The organism is Bacteroides sp. AM23-12 (assembly GCF_003434395.1).
GTDB classification, from domain to species: Bacteria; Bacteroidota; Bacteroidia; order Bacteroidales; family Bacteroidaceae; genus Bacteroides; species Bacteroides thetaiotaomicron.
In genome coordinates, this window is the sequence record NZ_QTLF01000006.1 from 267,520 (window position 1) to 291,686 (window position 24,167).

21 protein-coding genes are annotated in these 24,167 nt (G+C 42.3%); 2 read left to right on the forward strand and 19 right to left on the reverse strand.

What is annotated here, in order from left to right; genetic code table 11:
• Positions 1–29: 29 nt before the first annotated feature.
• The 12 genes from DW640_RS08845 to tig form a co-directional block, all read right to left on the reverse strand.
• Entirely contained in the window at positions 30–1,214 is a 1,185-nt protein-coding gene (locus DW640_RS08845) for an OmpA family protein (protein ID WP_117577858.1), read from the reverse strand.
• A 102-nt stretch (positions 1,215–1,316) separates the two neighbouring features.
• On the reverse strand, positions 1,317–3,239 hold the full coding sequence (gene mutL / locus DW640_RS08850) for a DNA mismatch repair endonuclease MutL (protein ID WP_008760778.1): 1,923 nt from the start codon (positions 3,237–3,239) through the stop codon (positions 1,317–1,319).
• A gap of 14 nt (positions 3,240–3,253) precedes the next feature.
• Entirely contained in the window at positions 3,254–3,556 is a 303-nt protein-coding gene (locus DW640_RS08855) for a hypothetical protein (protein ID WP_055298846.1), read from the reverse strand.
• A gap of 1 nt (position 3,557) precedes the next feature.
• Positions 3,558–5,288: an OstA-like protein gene (locus DW640_RS08860; protein WP_008760776.1), complete on the reverse strand. Its 1,731-nt coding sequence runs from the start codon at positions 5,286–5,288 to the stop codon at positions 3,558–3,560.
• Between the two features lie 22 nt (positions 5,289–5,310).
• A complete protein-coding gene (locus tag DW640_RS08865; RefSeq protein ID WP_008760775.1) occupies positions 5,311–6,693 on the reverse strand; it encodes a peptidylprolyl isomerase in 1,383 nt (460 codons plus the stop codon).
• 9 nt (positions 6,694–6,702) lie between these two features.
• Positions 6,703–7,548: a peptidylprolyl isomerase gene (locus tag DW640_RS08870; RefSeq protein WP_008760774.1), complete on the reverse strand. Its 846-nt coding sequence runs from the start codon at positions 7,546–7,548 to the stop codon at positions 6,703–6,705.
• Between the two features lie 54 nt (positions 7,549–7,602).
• On the reverse strand, positions 7,603–9,147 hold the full coding sequence (locus DW640_RS08875) for a peptidylprolyl isomerase (RefSeq protein WP_074856025.1): 1,545 nt from the start codon (positions 9,145–9,147) through the stop codon (positions 7,603–7,605).
• Positions 9,148–9,241: 94 nt separating this feature from the next.
• Positions 9,242–10,720: an IMP dehydrogenase gene (guaB, locus tag DW640_RS08880; protein ID WP_008760772.1), complete on the reverse strand. Its 1,479-nt coding sequence runs from the start codon at positions 10,718–10,720 to the stop codon at positions 9,242–9,244.
• Positions 10,721–10,807: 87 nt separating this feature from the next.
• Positions 10,808–12,988 (reverse strand): DNA helicase RecQ, encoded by a 2,181-nt coding sequence (gene recQ / locus DW640_RS08885; RefSeq protein ID WP_008764112.1) that lies wholly within the window; start codon positions 12,986–12,988, stop codon positions 10,808–10,810.
• 169 nt (positions 12,989–13,157) lie between these two features.
• Positions 13,158–14,402 (reverse strand): ATP-dependent Clp protease ATP-binding subunit ClpX, encoded by a 1,245-nt coding sequence (gene clpX / locus DW640_RS08890; RefSeq protein ID WP_008760771.1) that lies wholly within the window; start codon positions 14,400–14,402, stop codon positions 13,158–13,160.
• 2 nt (positions 14,403–14,404) lie between these two features.
• The gene (gene clpP / locus DW640_RS08895) at positions 14,405–15,067 is read right to left on the reverse strand and encodes an ATP-dependent Clp endopeptidase proteolytic subunit ClpP (protein WP_004297164.1); all 663 of its coding nucleotides are present in this window, start codon (positions 15,065–15,067) and stop codon (positions 14,405–14,407) included.
• Between the two features lie 143 nt (positions 15,068–15,210).
• Positions 15,211–16,566 (reverse strand): trigger factor, encoded by a 1,356-nt coding sequence (gene tig / locus DW640_RS08900; protein ID WP_008764110.1) that lies wholly within the window; start codon positions 16,564–16,566, stop codon positions 15,211–15,213.
• Between the two features lie 398 nt (positions 16,567–16,964).
• Between tig and DW640_RS08905 the strand changes: the two genes are divergently transcribed.
• Positions 16,965–17,210, forward strand: a complete 246-nt coding sequence (locus DW640_RS08905) for an RNA-binding protein (RefSeq protein WP_004297160.1) — start codon at positions 16,965–16,967, stop codon at positions 17,208–17,210.
• An 88-nt stretch (positions 17,211–17,298) separates the two neighbouring features.
• Here the strand turns inward: DW640_RS08905 and DW640_RS08910 are convergent, their stop codons facing one another.
• Together DW640_RS08910 and DW640_RS08915 are read right to left on the reverse strand one after the other, a co-directional pair.
• Positions 17,299–18,069, reverse strand: coding sequence for an ABC transporter ATP-binding protein (locus DW640_RS08910; protein WP_008760769.1), 771 nt, complete (start codon positions 18,067–18,069; stop codon positions 17,299–17,301).
• Complete coding sequence (locus DW640_RS08915; RefSeq protein WP_008760768.1) at positions 18,066–18,809, reverse strand: ABC transporter permease; 744 nt, start codon at positions 18,807–18,809, stop codon at positions 18,066–18,068. Before DW640_RS08915 ends, DW640_RS08910 begins: the two co-directional genes overlap by 4 nt.
• Positions 18,810–18,884: 75 nt before the next feature.
• On the opposite strand from DW640_RS08915, the gene lptB reads away from it, so the two are divergent.
• Positions 18,885–19,652 (forward strand): LPS export ABC transporter ATP-binding protein, encoded by a 768-nt coding sequence (gene lptB / locus DW640_RS08920; RefSeq protein WP_008760767.1) that lies wholly within the window; start codon positions 18,885–18,887, stop codon positions 19,650–19,652.
• A 77-nt stretch (positions 19,653–19,729) separates the two neighbouring features.
• On the opposite strand, the gene der is transcribed toward lptB, so the two are convergent.
• The 5 genes from der to DW640_RS08945 form a co-directional block, all read right to left on the reverse strand.
• The gene (gene der / locus DW640_RS08925; RefSeq protein WP_008760766.1) at positions 19,730–21,043 is read right to left on the reverse strand and encodes a ribosome biogenesis GTPase Der; all 1,314 of its coding nucleotides are present in this window, start codon (positions 21,041–21,043) and stop codon (positions 19,730–19,732) included.
• A gap of 47 nt (positions 21,044–21,090) precedes the next feature.
• A complete protein-coding gene (gene era / locus DW640_RS08930) occupies positions 21,091–21,972 on the reverse strand; it encodes a GTPase Era (RefSeq protein WP_008760765.1) in 882 nt (293 codons plus the stop codon).
• A gap of 85 nt (positions 21,973–22,057) precedes the next feature.
• Positions 22,058–23,065, reverse strand: a complete 1,008-nt coding sequence (locus tag DW640_RS08935) for a beta-ketoacyl-ACP synthase III (RefSeq protein WP_008760764.1) — start codon at positions 23,063–23,065, stop codon at positions 22,058–22,060.
• An 86-nt stretch (positions 23,066–23,151) separates the two neighbouring features.
• Positions 23,152–23,337 (reverse strand): 50S ribosomal protein L32, encoded by a 186-nt coding sequence (gene rpmF / locus DW640_RS08940; RefSeq protein ID WP_002562387.1) that lies wholly within the window; start codon positions 23,335–23,337, stop codon positions 23,152–23,154.
• Between the two features lie 12 nt (positions 23,338–23,349).
• Positions 23,350–23,928 carry a DUF177 domain-containing protein gene (locus DW640_RS08945; RefSeq protein ID WP_055298847.1) on the reverse strand — a complete coding sequence of 193 codons (579 nt, stop codon included), beginning with the start codon at positions 23,926–23,928 and terminating at the stop codon, positions 23,350–23,352.
• Positions 23,929–24,167: the final 239 nt, after the last annotated feature.

Genomic DNA, 24,167 nt, shown 5'->3' on the forward strand with positions numbered 1-24,167 from the left:
GCCGTATCTATATTACAATATCAAATGTATTATTGAGCTGATTCTACCAATACCACACGATTCAGAATCGGTTGACCGAACTTGTCGACACCACCACCTGCTGCAACAGACAGTCTGTCTGCAGAGATGCCATATTTCTTAACCAACAGGTCCTTTACAGCTTGTGCACGTTCCAGACTTAACTTCTGGTTGATAGAAGGAGTACCGGTTGCAGAGTCTGCATATCCGTTGATTGTATAGGTCATGTTCGGGAATTCTTTCATCTTGCTGGCAAGATATGACAAGTTCATTTCTTCTTGTGGAGACAATTTGTCTGAACCGATCTTGAAGAATACAGTACGCGGTGCAATGTTGGCATCTGTTACAACGACTTCTTCAGCTTCTTCCACTACAGGCTGCTGTGCATTGGCTAACAGTTGCTGCAACTGCATATTTGCGGCTGCCATAGCATTCATCTGATCACGCATCTGTCTCAATTCCAGTTCGGAGATAATCTGTGGAACAGGACGTTGGAATCCACGGGTCGGGAAGTAATAAGTCACACCGAGAGTAGCACCTAAGATACCATCATAATCGGGTTTGCCACCGTGTTCACCATCAAATTTACCTTCCAGCCCTGTTGCACTCAGTTCAAGGTTCAAATCTACAGCGTTTGACAAACGGAAACGGTTGATAATACCTGCATTGAAGGTAGCAGCGTTTGTATGAGGCTTAGAATAAGAATGAGCCCAACCGGCACCGATATACGGAATAATCTCATATACGCGATCCGGATTGTAACCACCGAAAAGTGCATTCAGATTAATCAGCAAGTCGCCATGAAGATTCATATAGTCCCATCTCTGTTTGTAGGAGCCATCTTCTCTCGGGCCACCGACTACATAATTTGCAGATTCATTGGTGGTGAATCCTTTGGATTGCAGTCCGCTATATTGCATACGTAACCCGAAACCGGGTGTTACCCATTTACCAACTGACACATTCAATGTCGGAGCAATACGATCTCTGAATTTTCCGATATGGTCGTTATTACCAAATAATACCTGTGCACCGCCTCCTACAGAGAAGAACCAGTTGCTCCAGAATGGGTTAGTTATTACTTGATGTTTATCTTGTACCTGAATAACCTCGTATTCAGTTACAGTCACGGTTTGCTGCGCAGAAGCGACAGACGCAACGCCGGCAAAAGCCAGCAACATTAGAATCTTTTTCATATACCTAATAGTTAAGTGGTTATTATAATCTTTTCTTTGTTGAACTATTTAAATAACACGAACTGAACTAAAAGGTTTTAAGAAATGATGATTTTATTTGTTTTATTTGAATAATTTCTCGATGTCCTCTTCCTTGATTGTTGTCAAGACTGTTTTGCCATCCGGAGTGTAATTTGGTGAAGGACAGGCAAAAAGACTGTCTACAAGACTTACCATTTCCTCATTACTCAATACCTGACCATATACAATAGCCGCCGCACGTGCGAGTGTTAAAGCTAAGATATTCTGGATTTCCTCCTTCACATCATTCCCTTTTTCCATAGCTGTATGTAGCATATTCCGTACCAACTCAACCGGATTCAATCCTTCTATCCCCGAAGGAATGCCATTGATAGCATAACTACCGCCACCCAAATCACTCAGATCGAAACCTACCGCCGACAAATCATCCATGATTCCTTGCAGGACAGCCGCTTCTGAAGCAGGCAGCTGTAATATCTCGGGGAAAAGCACTCCCTGCGAAACACCTTGTTTTTGTTTTATCTGCACCATATACCGATCAAAAAGTACGCGGATATGCGCACGATGCTGGTCGATCAACATCAATCCGGATTTCACCGAAGTCAGAATAAAACGACCTTTGAACTGCAAATGCAGATTCCCTTTCTCAATCACCGATTCATTGGCATATAAAGTAGAGGAGGCCGATGAGAAAGTGGAGGAAGCGGCAGATACCGCCGAAATAGTTTTCTCTTCAGCAACCATCGGTTCTTCCTCGAAAGGAGAATTTTCCCAATCCATTTCCGGTTCCTGCTGAGGCTCATTCATCTTACTTGCCTTGGTCAATCCACCATACAGTCCTTCCCATTCCACCTTCGGACGGCTATATGATCCGCCGCCACTTCCACCGGAAGATACTTTGAACGGATTGAAATCCGAATTATAATGAATCTTCGGAGGTGCAGGAGGCAGATTCTGCTCAAATGCAGGAATATCCGGCATATCTTCCGTATCGAAATCAATGGAAGGAATGGCGCTGAACTTGCCCAACGACTCCTTTACTGATGCCGAAAGTATTTGCCAGATAGCCTGTTCATTCTCAAACTTGATTTCTGTCTTAGTGGGATGAATATTCACATCGATATTAGCCGGATCCACTTCAAAATAAATAAAGTAAGAAACTTGCTCGCCAACGGGAATCAACTGTTCATAAGCCTCCATCACTGCCTTATGAAAATAAGGATGGCGCATATAACGCCCGTTGACAAAGAAATATTGGTGAGCACCTTTCTTACGGGCAGTTTCCGGCTTCGCTATGTAGCCTGAGATTTTCACCATCGTAGTATTCACCTCTATATTCAGCAACTGTTGATTCAGCTTCTTGCCGAAGATAGCAAGAATACGTTGCCGCAAAGGAGATACAGGCAGATTAAACAGTTCGGAATCATTGCTGTAAAGCGAAAAGGCTACTTCGGGATGAACCAAAGCAATACGTTCAAACTCTGCCAGAATATTACTTAGTTCTGTTGAATTAGCTTTCAGGAACTTGCGACGGGCGGGCACGTTGAAGAACAGATTCTTCACAGAGAAGTTACTTCCCTTGGAACAGGAAACAGCTTCCTGACTTTCGACTTTGGAGCCTGCAATCACCAGTTTTGTTCCCAGTTCTTCCGATTCCAACCGTGTTTTCAGTTCAACCTGCGCCACAGCTGCAATGGAAGCCAGTGCTTCTCCACGAAACCCCATCGTACGCAAAGCAAACAAATCCGCTGCTTCCCGAATCTTAGAAGTCGCATGGCGTTCAAAGGAAAGTCGCGCGTCCGTTTCGGACATTCCCTTTCCATCGTCTATAATCTGGATGCAGGTCTTACCGGCATCCGTAACTAACACATGTATATTTTGAGCATCTGCATCGATCGCATTCTCCACTAGCTCTTTAATAACAGATGCCGGACGTTGTATCACTTCACCGGCAGCAATCTGATTAGCTACCGAATCAGGCAACAAATGAATTATATCGCTCATAGTTTATTTAGTAGTTAAAATGACCAGCTTCCCGTCGCTAAATAATGCCACAAATATAAAAGGAAAGCTATGATAATCAATATGGTTCCAAAAGATACAGGCTTACGGCCACTTGCCTTTCTGCGCTTCAGGTGCGTCGTACCTTCGACAAACTTACCACGGATATCTTCGGGACTGAATTCTTTATCCGGAAGCATTCCCAACTCGCGTTTCGCCTTCTCCTCCATCTTCTCAAGCTTTTCTTTCCGCTCGTTTACGTAAATGTATTGATGATTAAAGCCTCGAGGTTTTCTCATCGAATTGAAAAACATTCCCATATTACTTCATATTAATTAAACTTCGCTTATCTGTCTTTGGCTTCCGGTCGGTGGTTGGTTTCAGTGTCTCTCCTTCCTTCTTGCCTCTCCAGTTGAATATATCTTCTTTATTTAAAGGGCGGACATAGTCAAACCAGGCAAATGTAGATAGCCGCAACTTGTCGGGAGGGATCTGATCCATCGGATATAATGTTCCGTTGGACTTACCTACGAACATCCCTTTTTCCATCTTCTTCTCTTTCATATAAAGATGGAGCACACTCCCCTCCATATTATTAAATCCGGTCATCGTACTGTCTTTTTCTTCCGGGTAGAAAGCGGTCATCACATTACCTATCACTTCAATATGACGCATATCACCATTTTCGAAATAGGCTTTCATCTCTTTACCGGACACTTGGTTATAATGAACAGAATCTTTCATCTCCACCGTCAGTGCCTGATTGATAATGTGGGCCCAGTTAATGGTACTGTCATTCATATAAATCTTGATCTCCTCACCAAGCAGTTGCTGACCTTCATTCCAAAGAATCGGATCGGTATACATGGTCAGACAAGAGTCTTTTGAATTATAAACCAGTGAGTCACAAACTCCCTGTACATCCGTCCGGTACATACGTACCTTATGATAAGCTTTCATCAGGCGGAAAACAGAGTCCGTATTCAGATTATAGGAAATAAGCTGCAACGTATCTCCATGCATAAAGAGACTGTCTCCTTGTGAATAGTCAATAGCAACTGCACGTTTGGTAGCAAAAGCAGAGTCGGTCAATTCGTTATAGAAACAATAATCGCCGGTCAACATATTCTTGTTAATGGTATCCGTCATTCGTATATTATCGAACGCTTCACCGTATCCCACTTTCCGGTCATAAAACAAACTGTCACCAATCAACTTCTTTCCCTCATTCGTCAGGATAGAACGGTCCAACAATTCAGCCTGTTCGCTGAGTGTATTATAGAAGCCTCGTTCCGAATAGATGTGATTATTGTCACTTACGATATTCGAAGGACCGAGAATGGTAGCAATCTTGGAAAAAGTATTATATTTCAGTGTATCCGACGTCAGGACAAACTTGGGATTCACCAATTTCACATCATGATTGAATACCGACTGTTTGGTAGCCGGACTGTATTCTCCCCAATCCGAGGTCAACACATTCTCTTCATCCATCAAAGTACCGCCCTCGAAATAATAACCGAGATCATAAAGACGGTCATAATTCAGACTATCGGTCAGAAGCGTCGTGTTCCGGTTGATCATCTTTACGTTCTCACGAATCTGCGCAATCTGTGTCATCCCGTCGTAGTAAAGATAATCACCGTAAATAAACAAGGTATCCCCCTGCTCCATACGTACATTGCTGAATGCTTCTACCGAATTGGTTTTCTCGTAAATCAAAGCACTGTCACAAAACATATACATACTGTCGTGACGCAGCTTTACATTCCCAATCAGTACCTGAACATCCGGTCGGGCAAGCTTGTCGGCCTGTCCCTGATTGGCATGAAGCAAATATACTTTCGTCTTCTTATTTTCGGGCTCTTTCTTGATATCTTTATCAGTTTGCTTCGTTCCATTTGGAGTTTTCGCAGCCGGAGTCTCAGCCTTTTTAGTCTGTCCGGTAGGCTTCACCTGCGCCACAAGGCATACGGCAAACAGGCATAGAAAGCCTATAAGAAGCCATCTATGCCCGTCTTGCTGTTTATCTTTTTTGTTTTGTTTCAGCATATAAAGTCAAGCTGTTTAAACATCAATCGTTCCTTACCCAACCCGGATACTTGAAGTCACACTTCTGCCAATTCGGGTCAATACGTACATACGTATGTTTTTGTTTGTTCAGAATCCACTTCTGCAACATTTCTTCCCGGCGCTTATCCATCACGATTTCTTTCAGGTCCTGATAGTCTTCTGCAATGGTAGCTTTATGACCGTTGATCTTTGCTTTCAGTTTTACAATGGCACAAACTTCTTTTCCATCCTTCTCGTTAATCATCGTAAAGGCTCTGGAAATTTCGCCTACATTCATCTTATCCACCACTTTCGCAACATCCTGAGGCAAATCCTGCATCTGGAACTTAGAAGTAGTGATACCTGTACGCTCATTCGTATTCACCATAAGACCGTGATTATTACGAGTATCCTTATCTTGTGAAATCACAGAGGCAGCCTCATCAAATGTAAACTTATTCTGACGGATATCATCGCCAATAGAATCCAGACGGGCACAAGCCTCAGTCAACTCCTTTTCAGATACTTTCGGACGCAACAGAATGTGACGGGTATTCACACGGTCGCCACGTTTCTCGATAAGCTGGATAATATGATAACCAAATTCAGATTCTACAATCTTGGATACTTTCTTCGGGTCCTGAAGACTGAATGCTACATTGGCATAAGCCGGATCCAGCATACCACGTCCCATAAAATCAAGTTCACCACCTTTGATAGCAGAAGCCTTATCTTCGGAATACAGACGTGCCAGTGTAGAAAAATCAATTTCACCCTTTGTCACACGGTCTGTATAATCGCGCAGACGTCTCTTTACATCTTCAATTTCCGCAATAGGAATTTTAGGTTGCAGTGTAATAATCTGCACCTCTACCTGAGTCGGAATATAAGGGATACTGTCCTGAGGAAGATCCTTGAAATATCGGCGTACTTCTGCCGGAGTTACCTTGATATCTCCTACCAGTTTCTGCTGCATCTTCTGTACTGTCAGTCCATCACGGGCATTTTCGCGCAACGTTTCACGAATTTGAGTAGCAGTCTTATTGAAGTATTCCTCCATTTTCTCCTTAGAACCAATCTGCTGGATATACATATTGGTCATCATATCTACACGCTGAATGATTTCCGCTTCGGAAACTTCGATACTATCCAACTTTGCCTGGTGCAGGAATAACTTCTGCACAGCGATTTCTTCGGGTATTACACAATAAGGATCGCCTTCAAATCTGCGTCCATTGTACAAGGCATCCATACGGGCCTCTTCTACATCTGATTTCAAAATAGCTTCGTCACCTACTACCCAAACTACCTCATCAATTACATTGTCCTGTGCATAAGTTACCACGTTGGCAAATACTGCCAGGACAAGGGTAACAATAAATCTAAAGTTCACAAACTTCTTCATTCTTTGTATTTAATAATTGTATATAATCTTCTTCTTGTTTACAGCCTGCTGATACAGATCATTCTTCACTTGTTCCATAAAGTTCACCCGTTTCTGATTGACCAGTAAATCCTTCACTTCCGACCGGGCAAACTCATACGGTTTCTCTTCACCTGCCCCGCGATAATCGCTCACATTGAGGAAATAGTAAAATGCCGTATCTTTCAGTTCCACATGTCGGTGCTTGTCTACATATTGCTCCGGTGACGCCTCTTTCAATGGAATCAGGTCCAGAACATCCGTAACCGGAACCCATTTATTGTAAAAGTATTCATACTTCACCGCATTCTGCAAACTATATTTTTCCAGACTTTCCACAGCATCCTGTTTTTCCGTCTTGTACCATCTGCGAACATTGTTCAGCTGAGGTGCCGTCAACGGTACTTTAATAAACAATCCCTTGATCAGCGGAGATTCCAGTTTAAACAATTCCTTGTTTTTCTCATAATAATCCGCTATTTCCTGTTCCGAAATATCATTCGTCAGTTTTTGGTTTATCAATTCCTGCTGATAGGTATGCATAATCAAAGCTTTCCGGTAATTCTCCACCAGCTTATCTACATCCACATTATCCGGAATATTATTCGCAGCTTTTTCATACAACAAAATCTCCTCCGCCCAGCTACGAATGTAATGCTCGGCGAAAAGAATGCTATCATCTTTTGACAATCCGACCGGTAGTACAGACATCAAATCTTCTTTATACAAAAAGTTACCATCTACCTCCACCAATGCAGTCTTGCCTTTGTGGTCGTACTGCTCTTTGCACGCTCCACAACAGAGAAGGGTAATTAGTAAGAGGACTAATATTCGCATTGTCAATTCAAATCTACTTATTTAAGGTACGAAGATAGTGAATAATCGGTTACATCAGTTATTATTAACTGTTTTTAAAACCTCTTGGTTTATTTCAACCTTACCAGACTCCCTCAATTCTTGCTCCCAATATGCGTTAAGATAGCTTCTATAATCTTTTCTCACCTGATCAATTACCTCTCTGTAATCCTCCGGTCCCTTCTGTTTTTTGCCTACAGCAATAGTAAAAGGATAAGACACTACAGGGTCAAAAGTGCCCTTCTTAAAGACCAATTTATCTATATATTTATTATCTCCGTCGGCAAAAACACCCTGTTCAATTTTAATTGTTTCAGCACCGGATGTATTAAATGTTTTGCGAAGCATATCCTCCCATTCATTCTCCGGAACTTTTTTCAGTAGCTTTTTAGCCTGTTTAGCAGTCTTTTTATCTGCACAATGCAACACTACTCCTTTGTATCGGGGATGCTCCCATCGGTAATCCGATGAATGAAACTTAAAATAAGTAGCCAATCCCGCCCGGTCGTTAACAGCCGGTAAATCTACTTTCTGATGCACGATTTCCTCAGCCAGACATTTCTCAGCATATTCCTGCAAAGTATAACGAAGTTCCGGATGTTTTCTTTCCATATGCTGACTCTCATAATCCAGCAGAGATTTTGCTATAAAGCCATTCAACTGCCGTTTTACAGCCTGAGGATGGGATGAAGCAAACCGCTTAAACATTTCTCCTGTATATGCCTGCCCGTTGATGGTAAACAAAGCCCGTTCCGTTCCACCTTTCTGCAATACTTCTTCCAAAGACTCCATATTGGGAATATACTGGTATTCCTTTTTCAATTGCTCTACGATGGCTTCCGTTCCTTTATCCAACGGCTGACGCCTTAAACGATTCAGAAGACTGTCACTAACGACTTCATATGCAGGCACTTCCTTTCGATCTATGACTTTCAGAATATGAATCCCCTCCGGAGTAAAAAAAGGTTTGGATATTTCACCTTTTGCTAAAGAGAAAGCAGCCTCCTCAAACTCCGATGTTGTCTGTAAACTTTCTATCCACCGACAACGTTTATCATCCGAAAACCGATCTACCAAACGGGCAAAATTCACACTCGGCTGATTTTGTATCACCTGATAAATAGAGTCCATGCGAGCCTGTTCCTCCTGTAAATGCCGGGATGTAATGGTCTGAGGCAGATATTTGTAAATTTGCCGTATCTGCACTTGTCCGCCACGTACATTTTCCTTCATCTTCTGATATAGAATACGGGCATTGCCATCCATTTCCTGATCATCCAGAAGGTATGACCTCAGCAAATTTGTCCGATAAGCCTGCTGTTGCTTGCGAAAAGCCGAAGTAGTGTCGAGTCCGGCCGCTCTGGCCGCTTCCACTTTCAACTTAGACAGAATGAAAAGCTCCGCATATTCTCTAGGAGACAATTTCGTACCATTACCGTCCGTATGCCGGCGATAGGAGCATTCAAACTCCGAACGAGGTATTTCTTTCCCATTAATCCGCATCACTACGGAATCTTCCTGAGCGAAAGCTAATACTCCGAAGAGACTTATCCATCCTAAAAGCAGATTTCTTTTCATCATTGATTTTTATTTAAAAACGACAAACGGTGAACAACGAACATATGCCATACAGCCTGTTCACCGTTCACCGTTAATCGTTTACCGTTTATATAAATTATTCCGGACGGCTATAGTTAGGTGATTCACTGGTAATCGTCACGTCATGCGGGTGACTTTCCATCACTCCGGCATTTGTAATACGAGTAAACTTCGCATCATGAAGTTTTTCAATATTAGCAGCACCGCAATATCCCATACCTGCACGAAGACCACCAGACAACTGATAAACTACTTCATAAAGTGTACCTTTATAAGGAACACGAGCAGCAATACCTTCCGGAACCAATTTCTTCACGTCGGCAGTTCCACTCTGGAAATAACGGTCTTTAGAGCCATTCTCCATTGCTTCCAATGAACCCATACCGCGATATGATTTGAATTTACGTCCGTTAAAGATGATAGTATCACCCGGAGACTCTTCTGTTCCGGCAACCAATGATCCGATCATCACACAGTATCCGCCGGCAGCCAATGCTTTTACCACATCACCGGAATAGCGCAAACCACCATCAGCAATCAGAGGAACACCTGTACCTTTCAGTGCCTTGGCTACATCATATACAGCCGACAACTGAGGAACACCTACACCTGCAACAACACGAGTCGTACAGATAGACCCCGGACCGATACCTACTTTCACAGCATCAGCACCAGCTTCTGCCAAAGCCTTCGCAGCTTCTCCGGTAGCAATGTTACCTACCACGATATCAATATTCGGGAAGCGTTTCTTTGCTTCTTTCAGTTTCTCAATAACGTACATAGAATGTCCGTGAGCCGTATCGATTACGATAGCATCTGCACCGGCATCCACTAATGCCTGCATACGATCCAGCGTATCAGCAGTAACGCCGACACCTGCAGCTACCCGCAGACGACCTTTGGCATCTTTACAAGCCATCGGTTTATCTTTTGCCTTTGTAATATCTTTATATGTAACAAGACCGATCAGTTTGCCATCCATTCCTACAATCGGCAACTTTTCAATCTTATGTTTTTGAAGAATCTGTGCAGCAGATTCCAGATCGGTAGACTGATTGGTAGTAACCAATCTTTCTTTAGGAGTCATAACAAGATCAATATGCTTTGTCATGTCTCTTTCGAAACGCAAATCTCTGTTAGTAACGATACCTACCAGATAACCTTCATCATCCACTACAGGAATACCACCGATTTTATATTCAGCCATAATTCCCAAAGCGTCACTGACAGTAGAACCTCTCTTGATAGTAACAGGATCGTAAATCATACCATTTTCAGCACGCTTTACAATGGCAACTTGTCTTGCCTGCTCCTCAATAGACATATTTTTGTGAATCACACCGATACCACCTTCACGGGCAATGGCAATAGCCATTTTCGCTTCGGTAACCGTATCCATGGCAGCCGTCACAAAAGGTATTTTTAACTCAATGTTTCTTGAAAACTTTGTCGAGAGATCGACAGTGCGCGGTAAAACTTCAGAATAAGCGGGGATCAACAATACGTCATCGTAAGTTAACCCATCCATTACAATCTTATCAGCAATAAATGACATAGGGCTGTGCGTTTAAAAATTTATTGCGTGCAAATATACGGTTTTTATTCAAAACAGCATACCTGCACGCCTATTTTTTTCGCTTTTTTAATTAGCCATTTCAGAGATGAACTTGATTCTCACCAGTCGGACTTCCTCTTCGGTAAATTCATCGCCCAGTTCGTCAAGAGCATCATCAATCTTGTCTGTCGTAGATTCCTTGAAGTAATCATAGATATCGAGCATATGATCTTCATCCATAATTTCTTCCAGGAAGTAGTCAATATTCAGTTTAGTTCCGGAGTAAACGATTGCTTCCACTTCATCCAGCAGTTCACCAAACTCGATTCCTTTGGAAAGAGCGATATCGTCCAGCGCCACTTTACGGTCGATAGCCTGAATGATAGCCACCTTCATCTTTGACTTATTGGCAACCGTACGTACACGTAAATCTTCCGGACGTTCGATTTCATTCTCTTCGCAATGACGTTTGATCAGTTTACAGAACTCTTCACCATAGCGTTTCGCCTTTCCGGCACCTACGCCCGGAATATTCTGCAGTTCATCCAATGTCACCGGGTAGATGGTAGCCATTGCTTCCAAAGACGGATCCTGGAAAATGACATAAGGAGGAACTTCCAGTTTCTTGGACAGCTTCTTCCGTAGATCCTTCAGCATTGAATAAAGAGCCGGGTCTACCGCACAAGAGCCACCGCCACGTGCAGGTACTTCTTCTTCCGTTTCTTCAAAATCATTATCTTCAGTAATCTTGAATGATTTTGGCTTCTTCAGGAACTTATGCCCCTCTTCCGTCACTTTCAAGAGACCATAATTCTCCACATCTTTGCTCAAGTAACCGCCAATCAAAGCTTGCCGGATCACTGCATTCCATGTTTTGTCTTCTTCGCCCATACCCGAACCGAACACTTCGAGGTCTTCGTGTAGGTGAGCCTGTACTTCCGACGTTTCTCTACCTTGTAGTATGTCTATGATATAATCTGCCTTAAAATTTTCTTTCACCGCGATAATCGCTTCAATCACGGCACATAATAACTCTTGAGCCTCCACTTGTTTTTTAGGGTTTAAACAGTTGTCACAATTTCCACAATTTTCTTCCGTATATTCTTCACCGAAATAATGCAGCAATGTCTTGCGCCGGCACACGGAAGATTCGGCATAAGCAGCGGTTTCCAACAGAAGCTGCTTGCCAATTTCCTGTTCTGCCACAGGTTTTCCTTGCATGAACTTTTCCAGTTTCTGCAAGTCTTTGTTTGTATAAAAGGTCAGGCACTGACCTTCGCCACCGTCTCTACCGGCACGTCCAGTCTCCTGATAATACCCTTCCAGACTCTTCGGGATATCATAATGGATCACAAACCGTACATCCGGCTTGTCGATTCCCATACCAAAAGCGATGGTAGCCACAATCACTTCCACCTTTTCCATCAGGAAATCATCCTGGTTTTTCGTTCTCGTCATTGAGTCCATACCTGCATGATAAGGACGCGCGTTTATTCCGTTTGCCTGAAGAATTTCAGCAAGTTCCTCTACTTTCTTCCGACTCAGGCAATAGATAATGCCCGACTTTTCCGAGTTGTTCTTGATGAACTTGATGATATCTTTATCAATATTGTTAGTCTTTGCGCGTACCTCATAATAAAGGTTCGGACGGTTGAACGAAGATTTGAAAACCTGTGCATCCACCATCCCCAGATTTTTCTGGATATCGTGCTGTACCTTCGGTGTTGCTGTTGCAGTAAGCGCAATCAAGGGAGCTTTCCCTATTTCGTTAATGATCGGACGAATTCGCCGATACTCCGGACGGAAGTCATGCCCCCATTCGGAAATACAATGAGCTTCGTCTACCGCATAGAACGATATTTTCACCGAACGCAAAAAATCTACGTTTTCTTCCTTTGTCAATGACTCAGGAGCCACATATAGCAATTTTGTTTTTCCGGCAAGGATGTCAGACCTTACTTGGTCTATTGCGCCTTTATTTAATGAAGAATTTATAAAATGGGCGATGCCATCCTCTTCACTGAAATTGCGCATTGCATCCACCTGATTCTTCATCAACGCAATGAGCGGAGAAATAACAATTGCCGTACCTTCCATCAAGAGCGAAGGTAACTGATAGCATAAAGATTTTCCGCCACCGGTAGGCATTAGCACAAAGGTATCTTTACCATCAAGCAAGTTCTGAATGATTGCTTCCTGGTTTCCCTTGAACTTATTAAATCCGAAATACTTTTTCAGTTCATCTGTTAAATTAATCTTCCCTGCCATCTTAACTTAGGTTGTTTTATTCAGTTCATGGTTTAACTTTAAGTAAAGCCCTCCATTGCAAGAGAGCCAAACAAAGTTATAAACAACTTCGTAATTACCAAGCAAAATACGACTAATATTTTCAAGAAAAAACAGAAACAATCATTTTTAATAGCCTTACTATTTGATATTAAGCAGTTTGCAGCCTTGCCATATTCGCTTTTTCCAGCTGTTGTTTTGCATAATCCAGCGTTACCTTATACTCTTTTTTGCTCTCTGAAGGGATTTCAAACATGACATCCATCATGATTGTTTCCACAATAGAACGCAACCCGCGGGCACCTAACTTATATTCTACAGCCTTGTCAACGATATATTCGAAAACAGAATCTTCAAATGTCAGCTTGATACCATCCATTTCAAACAACTTGATATATTGCTTGATGATAGAGTTTTTCGGTTCGGTAAGAATAGCACGGAGTGCATTGCGGTCCAGCGGGTTCAGATAAGTCAGCACCGGAAGACGACCGATAATTTCGGGAATCAGTCCGAATGACTTCAAATCCTGAGGAGCAATGTACTGCATCATATTATTCTTATCGATCACTGCCGTTTTTTGCGATGCGGTATATCCTACCACATGCGTATTCAGCCGTTGGGCGATTTTCTTTTCAATACCATCGAAAGCACCACCACAGATAAAGAGAATGTTCTTGGTATTCACCGGAATCATTTTCTGGTCGGGATGCTTACGGCCTCCCTGGGGAGGAACGTTCACCACCGATCCCTCAAGCAATTTCAGCAAACCTTGCTGCACCCCTTCTCCACTTACGTCGCGAGTGATAGAAGGATTGTCTCCTTTGCGGGCGATCTTGTCTATCTCATCGATAAACACAATTCCTTGCTCAGCCTCCGGCACATTATAGTCTGCCACCTGAAGCAAACGGGTCAGAATGCTTTCAATATCTTCACCGACATAACCGGCTTCCGTCAATACCGTAGCGTCTACAATCGTAAACGGAACATGAAGCAACTTGGCAATAGTACGTGCCAGCAATGTTTTCCCGGTTCCGGTACTACCCACCATGATAATGTTTGATTTTTCAATCTCTACATCATCACCGCTGTCTTTCTGCAAAAGACGCTTATAATGGTTGTAAACCGATACGGAAAGAAAGCGCTTCGCATCATCCTGTCCGATTACGTACTGATCGAGGAATTTCTTTATTTCTACCGGTTTGGGCAGTTCTTTTAAGTTGAGTTTGGTAGCTCCGGCCCTTTTTCTGCCTTCGCCCAGTGCTTCCTGAGTAATCTCATAAGCCTGGGTAGCGCAGCTGTCGCAGATATAGCCGTTCATTCCTGTGATCAGGAATCCGACTTCATTCTCCGACCGACCACAGAAGCTACACTTTTTCTTTGTCTTTGAATCAGCCATTTTTATTTTTTAATCAATACTTCATCAATCATTCCGTATTCTTTCGCTTCCTGAGCTGTCATCCAGTAATCACGGTCCGAATCGGCCCATACCTTATCAAAGTCAGTGTGCGAATGATCGGCGATGATCGTATAAAGTTCTTTCTTCAATTTCTGAATTTCACGGGCTGTGATTTCAATATCTGAAGCCTGTCCCTGCGCACCGCCCATCGGCTGGTGAATCATCACACGTGAATGCGGCAATGCAGAACGTTTGCCTTCGGCACCGGCTACCAGTAATACAGCAGCCATCGAAGCAGCCATACCTGTACAGATAGTAGCAACATCACTTGAAATAAACTGCATGGTATCGTAAATACCCAGTCCGGCATATACACTACCACCCGGAGAATTGATATAGATAGAGATATCCTTACCCGGGTCTACAGAGTCCAAATAGAGCAACTGCGCCTGAAGCGTGTTTGCCGTATAGTCATCTACTTGTGTACCCAGAAAAATAATGCGATCCATCATCAGTCGGGAGAATACATCGAGCTGAGTTACATTCAGCTGTCTCTCTTCGAGAATATAGGGATTCAAATACCCGGCTTGCGATTTAATCACATCGTCCAGCACCATGCCATTCATTCCTAAATGCTTGGTTGCGTATTTTCTAAAATCATCCATGTTATTGTTCCTTTCTAATTAAATTTATTATAAACGTAAGTGCAAAGAAACGAAAAAGAACACATAGACACAAAAAAACACAGAGTTATAATTTTATAAAAACTCTGTGTTTCTGTGACTTTATGTTCTATTCAACCGAACGATTATTCAAACATTTTATTGAATTCTTCCATAGAAACGTTCTTGTTCTCCAAAGTGACCTGAGCTTTCAAAGCTGCAGCCAACTTTACTTCCACTACGCGGCTTACCAGGTTGTTAATAGTATCTTTCTTCTTCAACATTTCCTGTGCATAGTTATCAAGTACATCTTCGGGGACAGACAACATTCCGTATTGAGCGAACTGTGCTTTGGTAGTTTCTTTCGCCATCTTCAGCACATCTTCCTGCTCTACTTTGATATCGTTTGCCTCTACCAGCTGTTCCTTGATCAGGTGCCAAGTCAGTTCTTCGATACTCTTATCGTAGTTTTCAGCTACATATTCTTCGCCTTTTTCTTCGTTGTTCAGCAACATGATACGTTTCAGCAATGCATCAGAGAATTCCAGCTTACCTACTTTGTCCATCATCACTTTACGAATGTCGATCAGGAATTTATAATCGCTGTCAGCAACAAATCTTGCTGCGATTTCTTCTTTGATCTTAGCGCGGAATTCTTCTTCAGTCTTCACTACACCTTCACCAAATGCTTGGTCAAATACTTCCTGAGTCAGTTCACCCGGTACGAAACGAGTGATTTCTTCTACCTGGAAGCTGAAGTCAGACTTCACATCCTTAGCGATTTCCTTGTCGATCTTCAACAGAGAACCAAGTTCAGCAGCGTGTCCGTCGTAAGCAACATTCGGGTTGAATACCAGTACATCATTTACTTTTGCATTAGCAAAGATAGCTTTCTGATCGTCGTTCTTCATATAAGAAGGCATTAATACTGCACCTTCTACCTGAATACCGCCTTCTTTCGTATTACCTTCTTCGTCCAGCTGAGCCAACAGACCTTTCAGCATGTCGTTATCTTCGTAAACGTCCACTTTGTCGTATTTACCAGTGCGCTGAGTATACATCTTCACCTGGTTTTCGATCATTTCATCCGATACTTCGATCGTATAGTAATCCACTTTATCTTTAGCGCTTACTTCAGCTTTGAATTCAGGTGCCAGAGCGATATCGAACACAAACTCGAATTCTTCCATTGTATCGAAGTCGATAACCTGCTGTTTTTCTTCGTTAGGCAACGGTTCGCCCAGCATGTTCACCTTATTTTCTTTAATATAGTTGTAAACAGCTTCTTGCAGTACCTTATTCACTTCTTCTGCAATCACTGATTTACCATACATCTTCTTAACCAGGCTCATCGGAACCATTCCTTTACGGAATCCCGGCATTTGTGCCTTCTGACGGAATGATTTCAACGATTTGTCTACTTTTTCCTGATAGTCGGCTTTCTCAAGCTTCACAGTAAGCTGTGCGCTTACTTTGTCAATGTTTTGTAATGAAACGTTCATTCTGACAATTATTTATTTGATTTATACTTTGTTCTAACTCAAACGAGGGTGCAAAATTAGTGCTAATCTTTCAATTTTCAAAAGACATTGCAGATTTATTTCGCATCTATTTTGGAATATCCAAGTGACAATTGCATGACAGGCAGCGGTTCACTAGCCACGCATCCTTCTTTTTTTCTCGTTACCTGCAAATTAAAGTAAGAAAAAGATGGTCAATCCAAAAATTATTCTTTTCTTTGCTGCGGATTGATGGACCATTAGTTTCTCGATTTGATTACAAGGTTTTTACTTCTGTTTCGAAAACGCATTTGTAAACTCTCTGTCGTTTTAATCTTTTTATTAGTAACCATCTATCCAGAGAGTTTTATTCATTTATTTATTTTTTTATCATTTTCATTATGAACATTTATGTTGGAAACCTTAACTACCGTGTTAAGGAAGGAGATCTGCAACAAGTGATGGAAGATTACGGAGCAGTATCATCAGTTAAAGTAGTTATGGATCGTGAAACCGGTAAATCCAAAGGATTTGCTTTCATCGAAATGGAAGACGATGCAGCAGCTGCTAAAGCAATCGCAGAATTGAACGGTGCAGAGTACATGGGCCGTACAATGGTAGTTAAAGAAGCTAGACCCAGAGCTTAATTGCCGACGCTAATATAGCTAAGAAAAAAAAGAAACTTCTGCCACATGATGACAGAAGTTTTTTTATGTCCTTCTATTTACTTTTCCGTCAGCCTTCCATATTCTGCACTTCCATATCCTTCACTTTACGAAGCAGGTCCGAAGCAAAGATAAAGTTATTCAGCCGTTCATTGGTAGAAGTGAAGATATCATCTTTCGTCCCTTCCCATTCTTTATGTCCTTCATAAATATAAATCACTTTCTCACCGATTCCCAGCACAGAATTCATGTCATGGGTATTGATGATAGTCGTCATGTTATACTCCTGAGTGATGTCATGAATCAAGTCGTCAATAACTAATGACGTTTTGGGGTCCAGCCCGGAGTTCGGTTCGTCACAGAACAGGTACTGCGGATTCAATGCGATAGCACGGGCAATGGCCACACGCTTCTGCATCCCACCACTGATTTCACCCGGAAATTTATCTTTCGCCTCGGTCAGATTCACACGTTCCAGACAAAACATGGCACGCTTGGTACGGTCACGCAGTGTATCGTTGCTAAACATATTCAGCGGGAACATTACATTATCCAGCACCGACATGGAGTCAAAAAGCGCCGCACTCTGGAAAATCATCCCCATCTCCTTACGAAGCATCTTTTTCTCCTTCTTCCCCATCAGGACAAGGTTACGTCCGTCATACAGCACTTCTCCTTTTTCAGGAGTAAGCAAGCCTACGATACATTTCATTAAGACCGTTTTACCGGAGCCGCTCTGACCGATAATCAGGTTTGTCTTTCCATTCTCAAAAGACGCATTGATATCACTCAATACCGTTTTATCCTCAAATGATTTATAAAGTCCTCTAATATCAATCATCCCATCAAAAGTTTAGTTAATACCAAATCTGCAAACAGAATCAACACACTACTGCTTACCACAGCATCCGTAGAAGCCTTTCCTACAGCAATGGAACCACCATCTACCGTATAACCGAAAAAGGCAGAAACACTTGCAATAATAAAGGCAAAGAAAAGGGATTTTATGATACCCGCCCAGATAAACCATTCGACAAACATATACTGCAATCCATATTCCAGATCGACCGCATTCATCACACCGGCAAACCAACAGGTACAAAAAGCACCGATGATACCGGCAAAAATACTAAACGTCACCAATACAGGAATCACAGTTACCATGGCCGTTATTTTGGGTAGTATCAGATAATTGGCGGAATTTATACCCATTATTTCAAGTGCGTCAATCTGCTGCGTCACCCGCATCGTTCCCAGTTCTGAAGCAATGTTCGAGCCTACCTTTCCCGCCAGAATCAAACACATAATAGAAGAGGAGAACTCCAGCAACATAATTTCACGAGTCACATATCCCACTGTCCAGCGAGGCATCCATGGACTTTCAATATTCAATTTTATCTGAATAGTAATCACCGCGCCGATGAAAAACGAAATCAACAACACGATGCCGATGGAGTTCACACCCAGTTGCTCCATCTCGTTAAGGTATTGCCGGAAAAACATACGCATACGCTCGGGACGGGAAAAAGTACGTCCCATCAGCATGATATATCGTCCGACAGTTCTCAATGCTTTTATCATAACTCACACTATTTGTCTGCAAATGTACATTATTTCAGCTTATTTTTACTACATTTGCCGCAAAATAACTAGAATATGGAAGAAAGCAAGATGGTGCTTCGCACGGAAGACCTGGTTAAGAAGTACGGTAAACGAACCGTTGTAAGCCATGTATCCATCGACGTGAAGCAAGGTGAAATTGTGGGTTTGCTGGGACCGAACGGTGCCGGTAAGACGACTTCATTCTATATGACCGTAGGACTGATCACTCCTAATGAAGGACGAATCTTCCTCGACGACCTTGAGATAACCAAGTTTCCAGTATACAAACGGGCGCAGACAGGTATCGGATACCTTGCACAGGAAGCCTCCGTATTCCGTCAGATGAGTGTAGAAGACAATATCGCTTCTGTACTCGAAATGACCAATAAGCCCAAAGATTATCAAAAAGACAAGCTCGAAAGTCTGATCGCTGAGTTCCGCCTTCAGAAGGTACGCAAGAACAAGGGTAACCAGTTGTCCGGAGGTGAACGCCGTCGTACGGAAATCGCCCGTTGTCTTGCCATCGACCCGAAGTTCATTATGCTCGATGAACCGTTTGCCGGAGTAGACCCTATCGCAGTAGAAGATATTCAGCAGATTGTGTGGAAGCTGAAGGATAAAAACATCGGTATCCTGATTACCGACCACAATGTGCAGGAAACATTAAGTATCACTGACCGCGCTTATCTGCTGTTCGAAGGCAAGATCCTGTTTCAGGGAACACCGGAAGAATTGGCAGAAAACAAGATCGTGCGTGAAAAATACTTAAGTAACAGTTTCGTTTTGCGCCGTAAGGACTTCCAGTTAAATAAAGACGAATAATCCTCATAAATAAAAAGAAATTGCCCGGCAATGAAATATTGCCGGGCAATTTCTTTTTATTTATACGAATATACCTTTTACTTCTGTCGGATATAAATATTGATCGGTGTACCGGTCAGATTCCACTTCTCACGCATTTTATTTTCCAGGAAACGTTTGTACGGTTCCTTCACATACTGCGGCAAATTGGCGAAATATACAAATGAAGGCACTTGTGTATTCGGCAACTGCGTGATATATTTGATCTTGATATATTTACCTTTATTGGAGGGGGGTGGATATGCCTCAATCAACGGAAGCATCTCTTCGTTCAGACGGGCAGTCGGTATCTTCGTCGTACGGTTTTCATACACGTTACGGGCTTCTTCAAGCACTTTCAGGATACGCTGTTTGGTCAATGCAGAAGCAAATATAATCGGGAAATCCACAAAGGGAGCAAAACGTGAACGGATAGTCGCTTCAAACTCCTTCATCATTTTCGCCGTTTTATCCTCTATCAGGTCCCACTTATTAATCACGACTACCAGCCCCTTCTGATTTTTCTGAATCAAAGAAAGAATATTCAAATCCTGGCTTTCAACACCTCTTGTAGCATCAAGCATCAAAATACAGACATCCGCGTTTTCAATCGAACGAATCGAACGGACTACCGAATAGTATTCCAAATCCTCGTTCACCTTATTCTTTTTACGGATACCGGCTGTATCTACCAGATAAAAATCAAATCCGAATTTATTGTAACGAGTATAAATAGAGTCACGGGTTGTTCCGGCGATCTCCGTTACAATGTTACGGTCTTCTCCGATAAACGCGTTTACAATAGAGGATTTTCCTGCATTCGGGCGTCCTACTACAGCAAAGCGGGGAATATCATCATCCAGAATTTCCGAAGTCTCTTTATTGAATTTGCTGACGATCAAGTCCATCAAATCACCTGTACCACTTCCGGTGATAGCAGAGATACAATACGGATCGCCCAATCCTAATTTATAAAACTCAGGAGCGTTATATTGTAATTCATTATTATCCGTCTTGTTGGCAACCATAATCACCGGGCTGTTAGCACGTCGCAAGATAGTCGCAACCTGCATATCCAGGTCAGTCACTCCGTTCATCACATCCACTACAAACAGAATAACGTCTGCTTCCTCCACAGCCAGCAATACTTGCTTCCGGATTTCCTCTTCAAAGATATCGTCAGAGTTCACTACCCATCCGCCGGTATCTACCACGGAGAACTCACGGCCCAGCCATTCGGACTTGCCATACTGTCTGTCACGGGTTGTACCCGCTTCTTCATTCACAATTGCCTGACGAGTTTTCGTCAGACGGTTAAATAAGGTAGACTTGCCCACATTAGGACGTCCTACAATTGCAACTAAATTATTCATAGCTCAATACCTTGTTTTTCACGACTATCCCAGTCGCATGAATACTCTTAATCTAACTGATAACCAAAGTTCCGCAGTTCCTTATCCGAACTACGCCAATCTTTATCAACCTTCACATAAGTTTCCAGGAAAATCGTCTTTCCAAAGAAACGTTCCAATTCCCGGCGTGCTTCGGTAGCTACTTTTTTCAATGCTTTTCCCTGCTTGCCGATAATGATTCCTTTTTGTGAATCACGTTCCACATAAATCACTGCCCGGATATGTATTTTTTTCGCTTCCTCTTTAAATTCTTCCACTACTACTTCCACCGAATAAGGGATTTCCTTATCATAATATAGCAGAATCTTTTCACGGATAATCTCATTCACAAAGAAACGGGCAGGCTTATCCGTCCACTGATCTTTGCCGAAATAAGGAGGAGAATCAGGCAACAGTTCCTGAATACGCTTCATCACATAGTCTACATTAAACTTGGATGCGGCGGAAATAGGGATAATCTCAGCCTGCGGAAGCAACTCCTTCCACTCTTCGACCAGTTTGATCAGCTTCTCCTGATCCGTAAGGTCTATTTTGTTGATAAGCAACAGGACAGGAACCGTCATCTGACGCACCTTTCCCATAAACTCATTATTCTTATCGGGCGTCTCCACCACGTCAGTCACATAAAGCAGTACATCCGCATCTGTCAATGCAGAGGTTGAGAAGTTCAGCATCGACTCCTGCAACTTATAGTTAGGTTTCAATACTCCCGGAGTATCAGAAAAAACAATCTGCATATCATCCGTATTATAAATTCCCATAATTCGGTGACGGGTAGTCTGCGCTTTGAAGGTAGCAATTGATATACGTTCTCCCACCAAAGCATTCATCAATGTCGACTTTCCGACATTCGGATTCCCTACGATGTTTACAAAACCTGCTTTATGCATTTCTCTTTATTTTATTGGTTGAGACAAAAAAACGCATCGAATCGAAATAGGATGCGTTTTTTGTGTTATAATTCAGTAACTTACGTTACGATTCCTTTTTTCCGTCATAACCCCATTTTACATAAACCGCACCCCATGTAAATCCGGCGCCGAATGCTGTAAATATAATGTTATCACCTTTCTTTAGTTTATCCTCAAAATCCCAGATACACAGAGGAAGCGTAGCGGCACTTGTGTTACCATAATGCTCAATGTTCACCAACACTTTATCCATCGGGAGTTCCATGCGATGAGCCACAGCTTCAATGATACGTACATTCGCCTGGTGGGGAACCACCCAGTTAATAGTATCTTTAGTCAGACCATTCTTTTCTGCAATTGCAGCCGATACATCCGACATACTTGAAACCGCATATTTGAACACTGTTCTTCCTTCCTGGTGCAGATAGTGCATTTTATTGTCTACAGTGAAATAAGACGGAGGACAAACCGAACCACCAGCTTTCATGTGGAGGAAAGGCAGGCCTTTACCATCAGTTCTCAATATCGAATCCATAACACCTAAATCTTCCGTAGTGGGCTCCATCATAAAAGCAGCGGCACCGTCACCAAAGATAGGGCATGTAGCACGATCTGTATAGTTAACCATTGACGACATCTTATCGGCACCGACAATGATAATTTTCTTATATCTTCCCGAACGAATGAAGTTAGCAGCTGTTTCCATCAAATACAGGAAACCGCAACAAGCGGCCTGCAAATCGAAAGCAAATGCGTTTTTCAGTCCGAGTTTATCGCAAAGAATAGAAGCTGTAGAAGGGAAGTGATAGTCAGGAGTAGTAGTAGCAACAATAACCAAATCAATATCGTCAGGATTGGCTCCGGTCTTCTTCATCAACTGCTTGGCAGCTTTGCGTGCCATGTATGAGCTACCTAATCCTTCCTCATTCAGAATATGTCTTTCCTTTACTCCAATACGAGTCATAATCCATTCATCGTTGGTATCTACCATTTTTGATATCTCTTCATTAGTCAAGATATAATCGGGTACATATCCTCCAACTCCTGTGATTACTGCATTTATTTTTTCCATCAAACCTATTTTAAATTAGCGATACTATAATACTTAAAGCAGCCGGAGAGTTTTCCCCCTCGGCTGTCTTGAGTATACTGTACTAATTATACAGCTGCTTCTTTTTCGATAGCGAGCTTACCTCTGTAGTAACCACATGCGCCACATACAGTGTGATAAACATGCCATTCTCCGCAATTCGGACAAATAGCCAATGTAGGAGCTACTGCCTTATCATGAGTTCTTCTCTTTGCTGTTCTTGTTTTTGATTGTCTTCTCTTAGGATGTGCCATTTTCTTAAAACTTTAATTATTATCTAATATTTTTTTTAATTCATTCCAACGGGGATCAATTTGTTCCTCCATTTCCTCCTCAACTACGATATCATCTCCACCTGTTTCGAAGACTTCATCGCTATCTTCATTGGCATCTGTTTTGAGATGCTTGCTCAACTTGCTAGTAACAGCTTTGTTGCACTTACCCGGAGCATGCACATGCTTCATTGGGATAGAGAGTGCAACGAATTCATACATGAACCATGCAACGTTGATTTCTCCCTCTTCTTCAGGGATCACAATCAGGTTGTCGCCTTCCTCTGCATATTCATGTCCAAACTTCACCATCAGTTTGTCAGACGAAGTGATCTGTAGCTCCATTTCGTCCAGGCAACGGTCGCATGGTACCCATACTATACCGTCTGTCTGAAAGCTCAGTTCGAAAGCACGAGAGGTTCTTTTCACAGTCAAAGTAACATTTACTTTTCCTTTCTGAACTTCAGGACCATCAATGTGGGCGAAGTAAAGGTTATCCAAAACAAACTCATACTTAGCAGAGTCTGTTTGCATGCCTTTCAAATCAATTTTGTATTTATCAAACTTTCCCAAAGCTTCTCTCTTTTTTAAATCGTTAGATTACAATTCGGGCGACAAAGATACAAATAAATATCCTCATAACATACAAATTACCAGTAAATATTCACTTTTTTAATAGGTATTATGAGGATTATTGCTGTTAAAAATGATGTCACAAATTTCAGAAGGACAAAAAACAATAAAGCCCTTCCGGTAGAAATACCAGAAGGGCTTCTCTAAAAATGGCGGCTACCTACTCTCCCACTGTTACG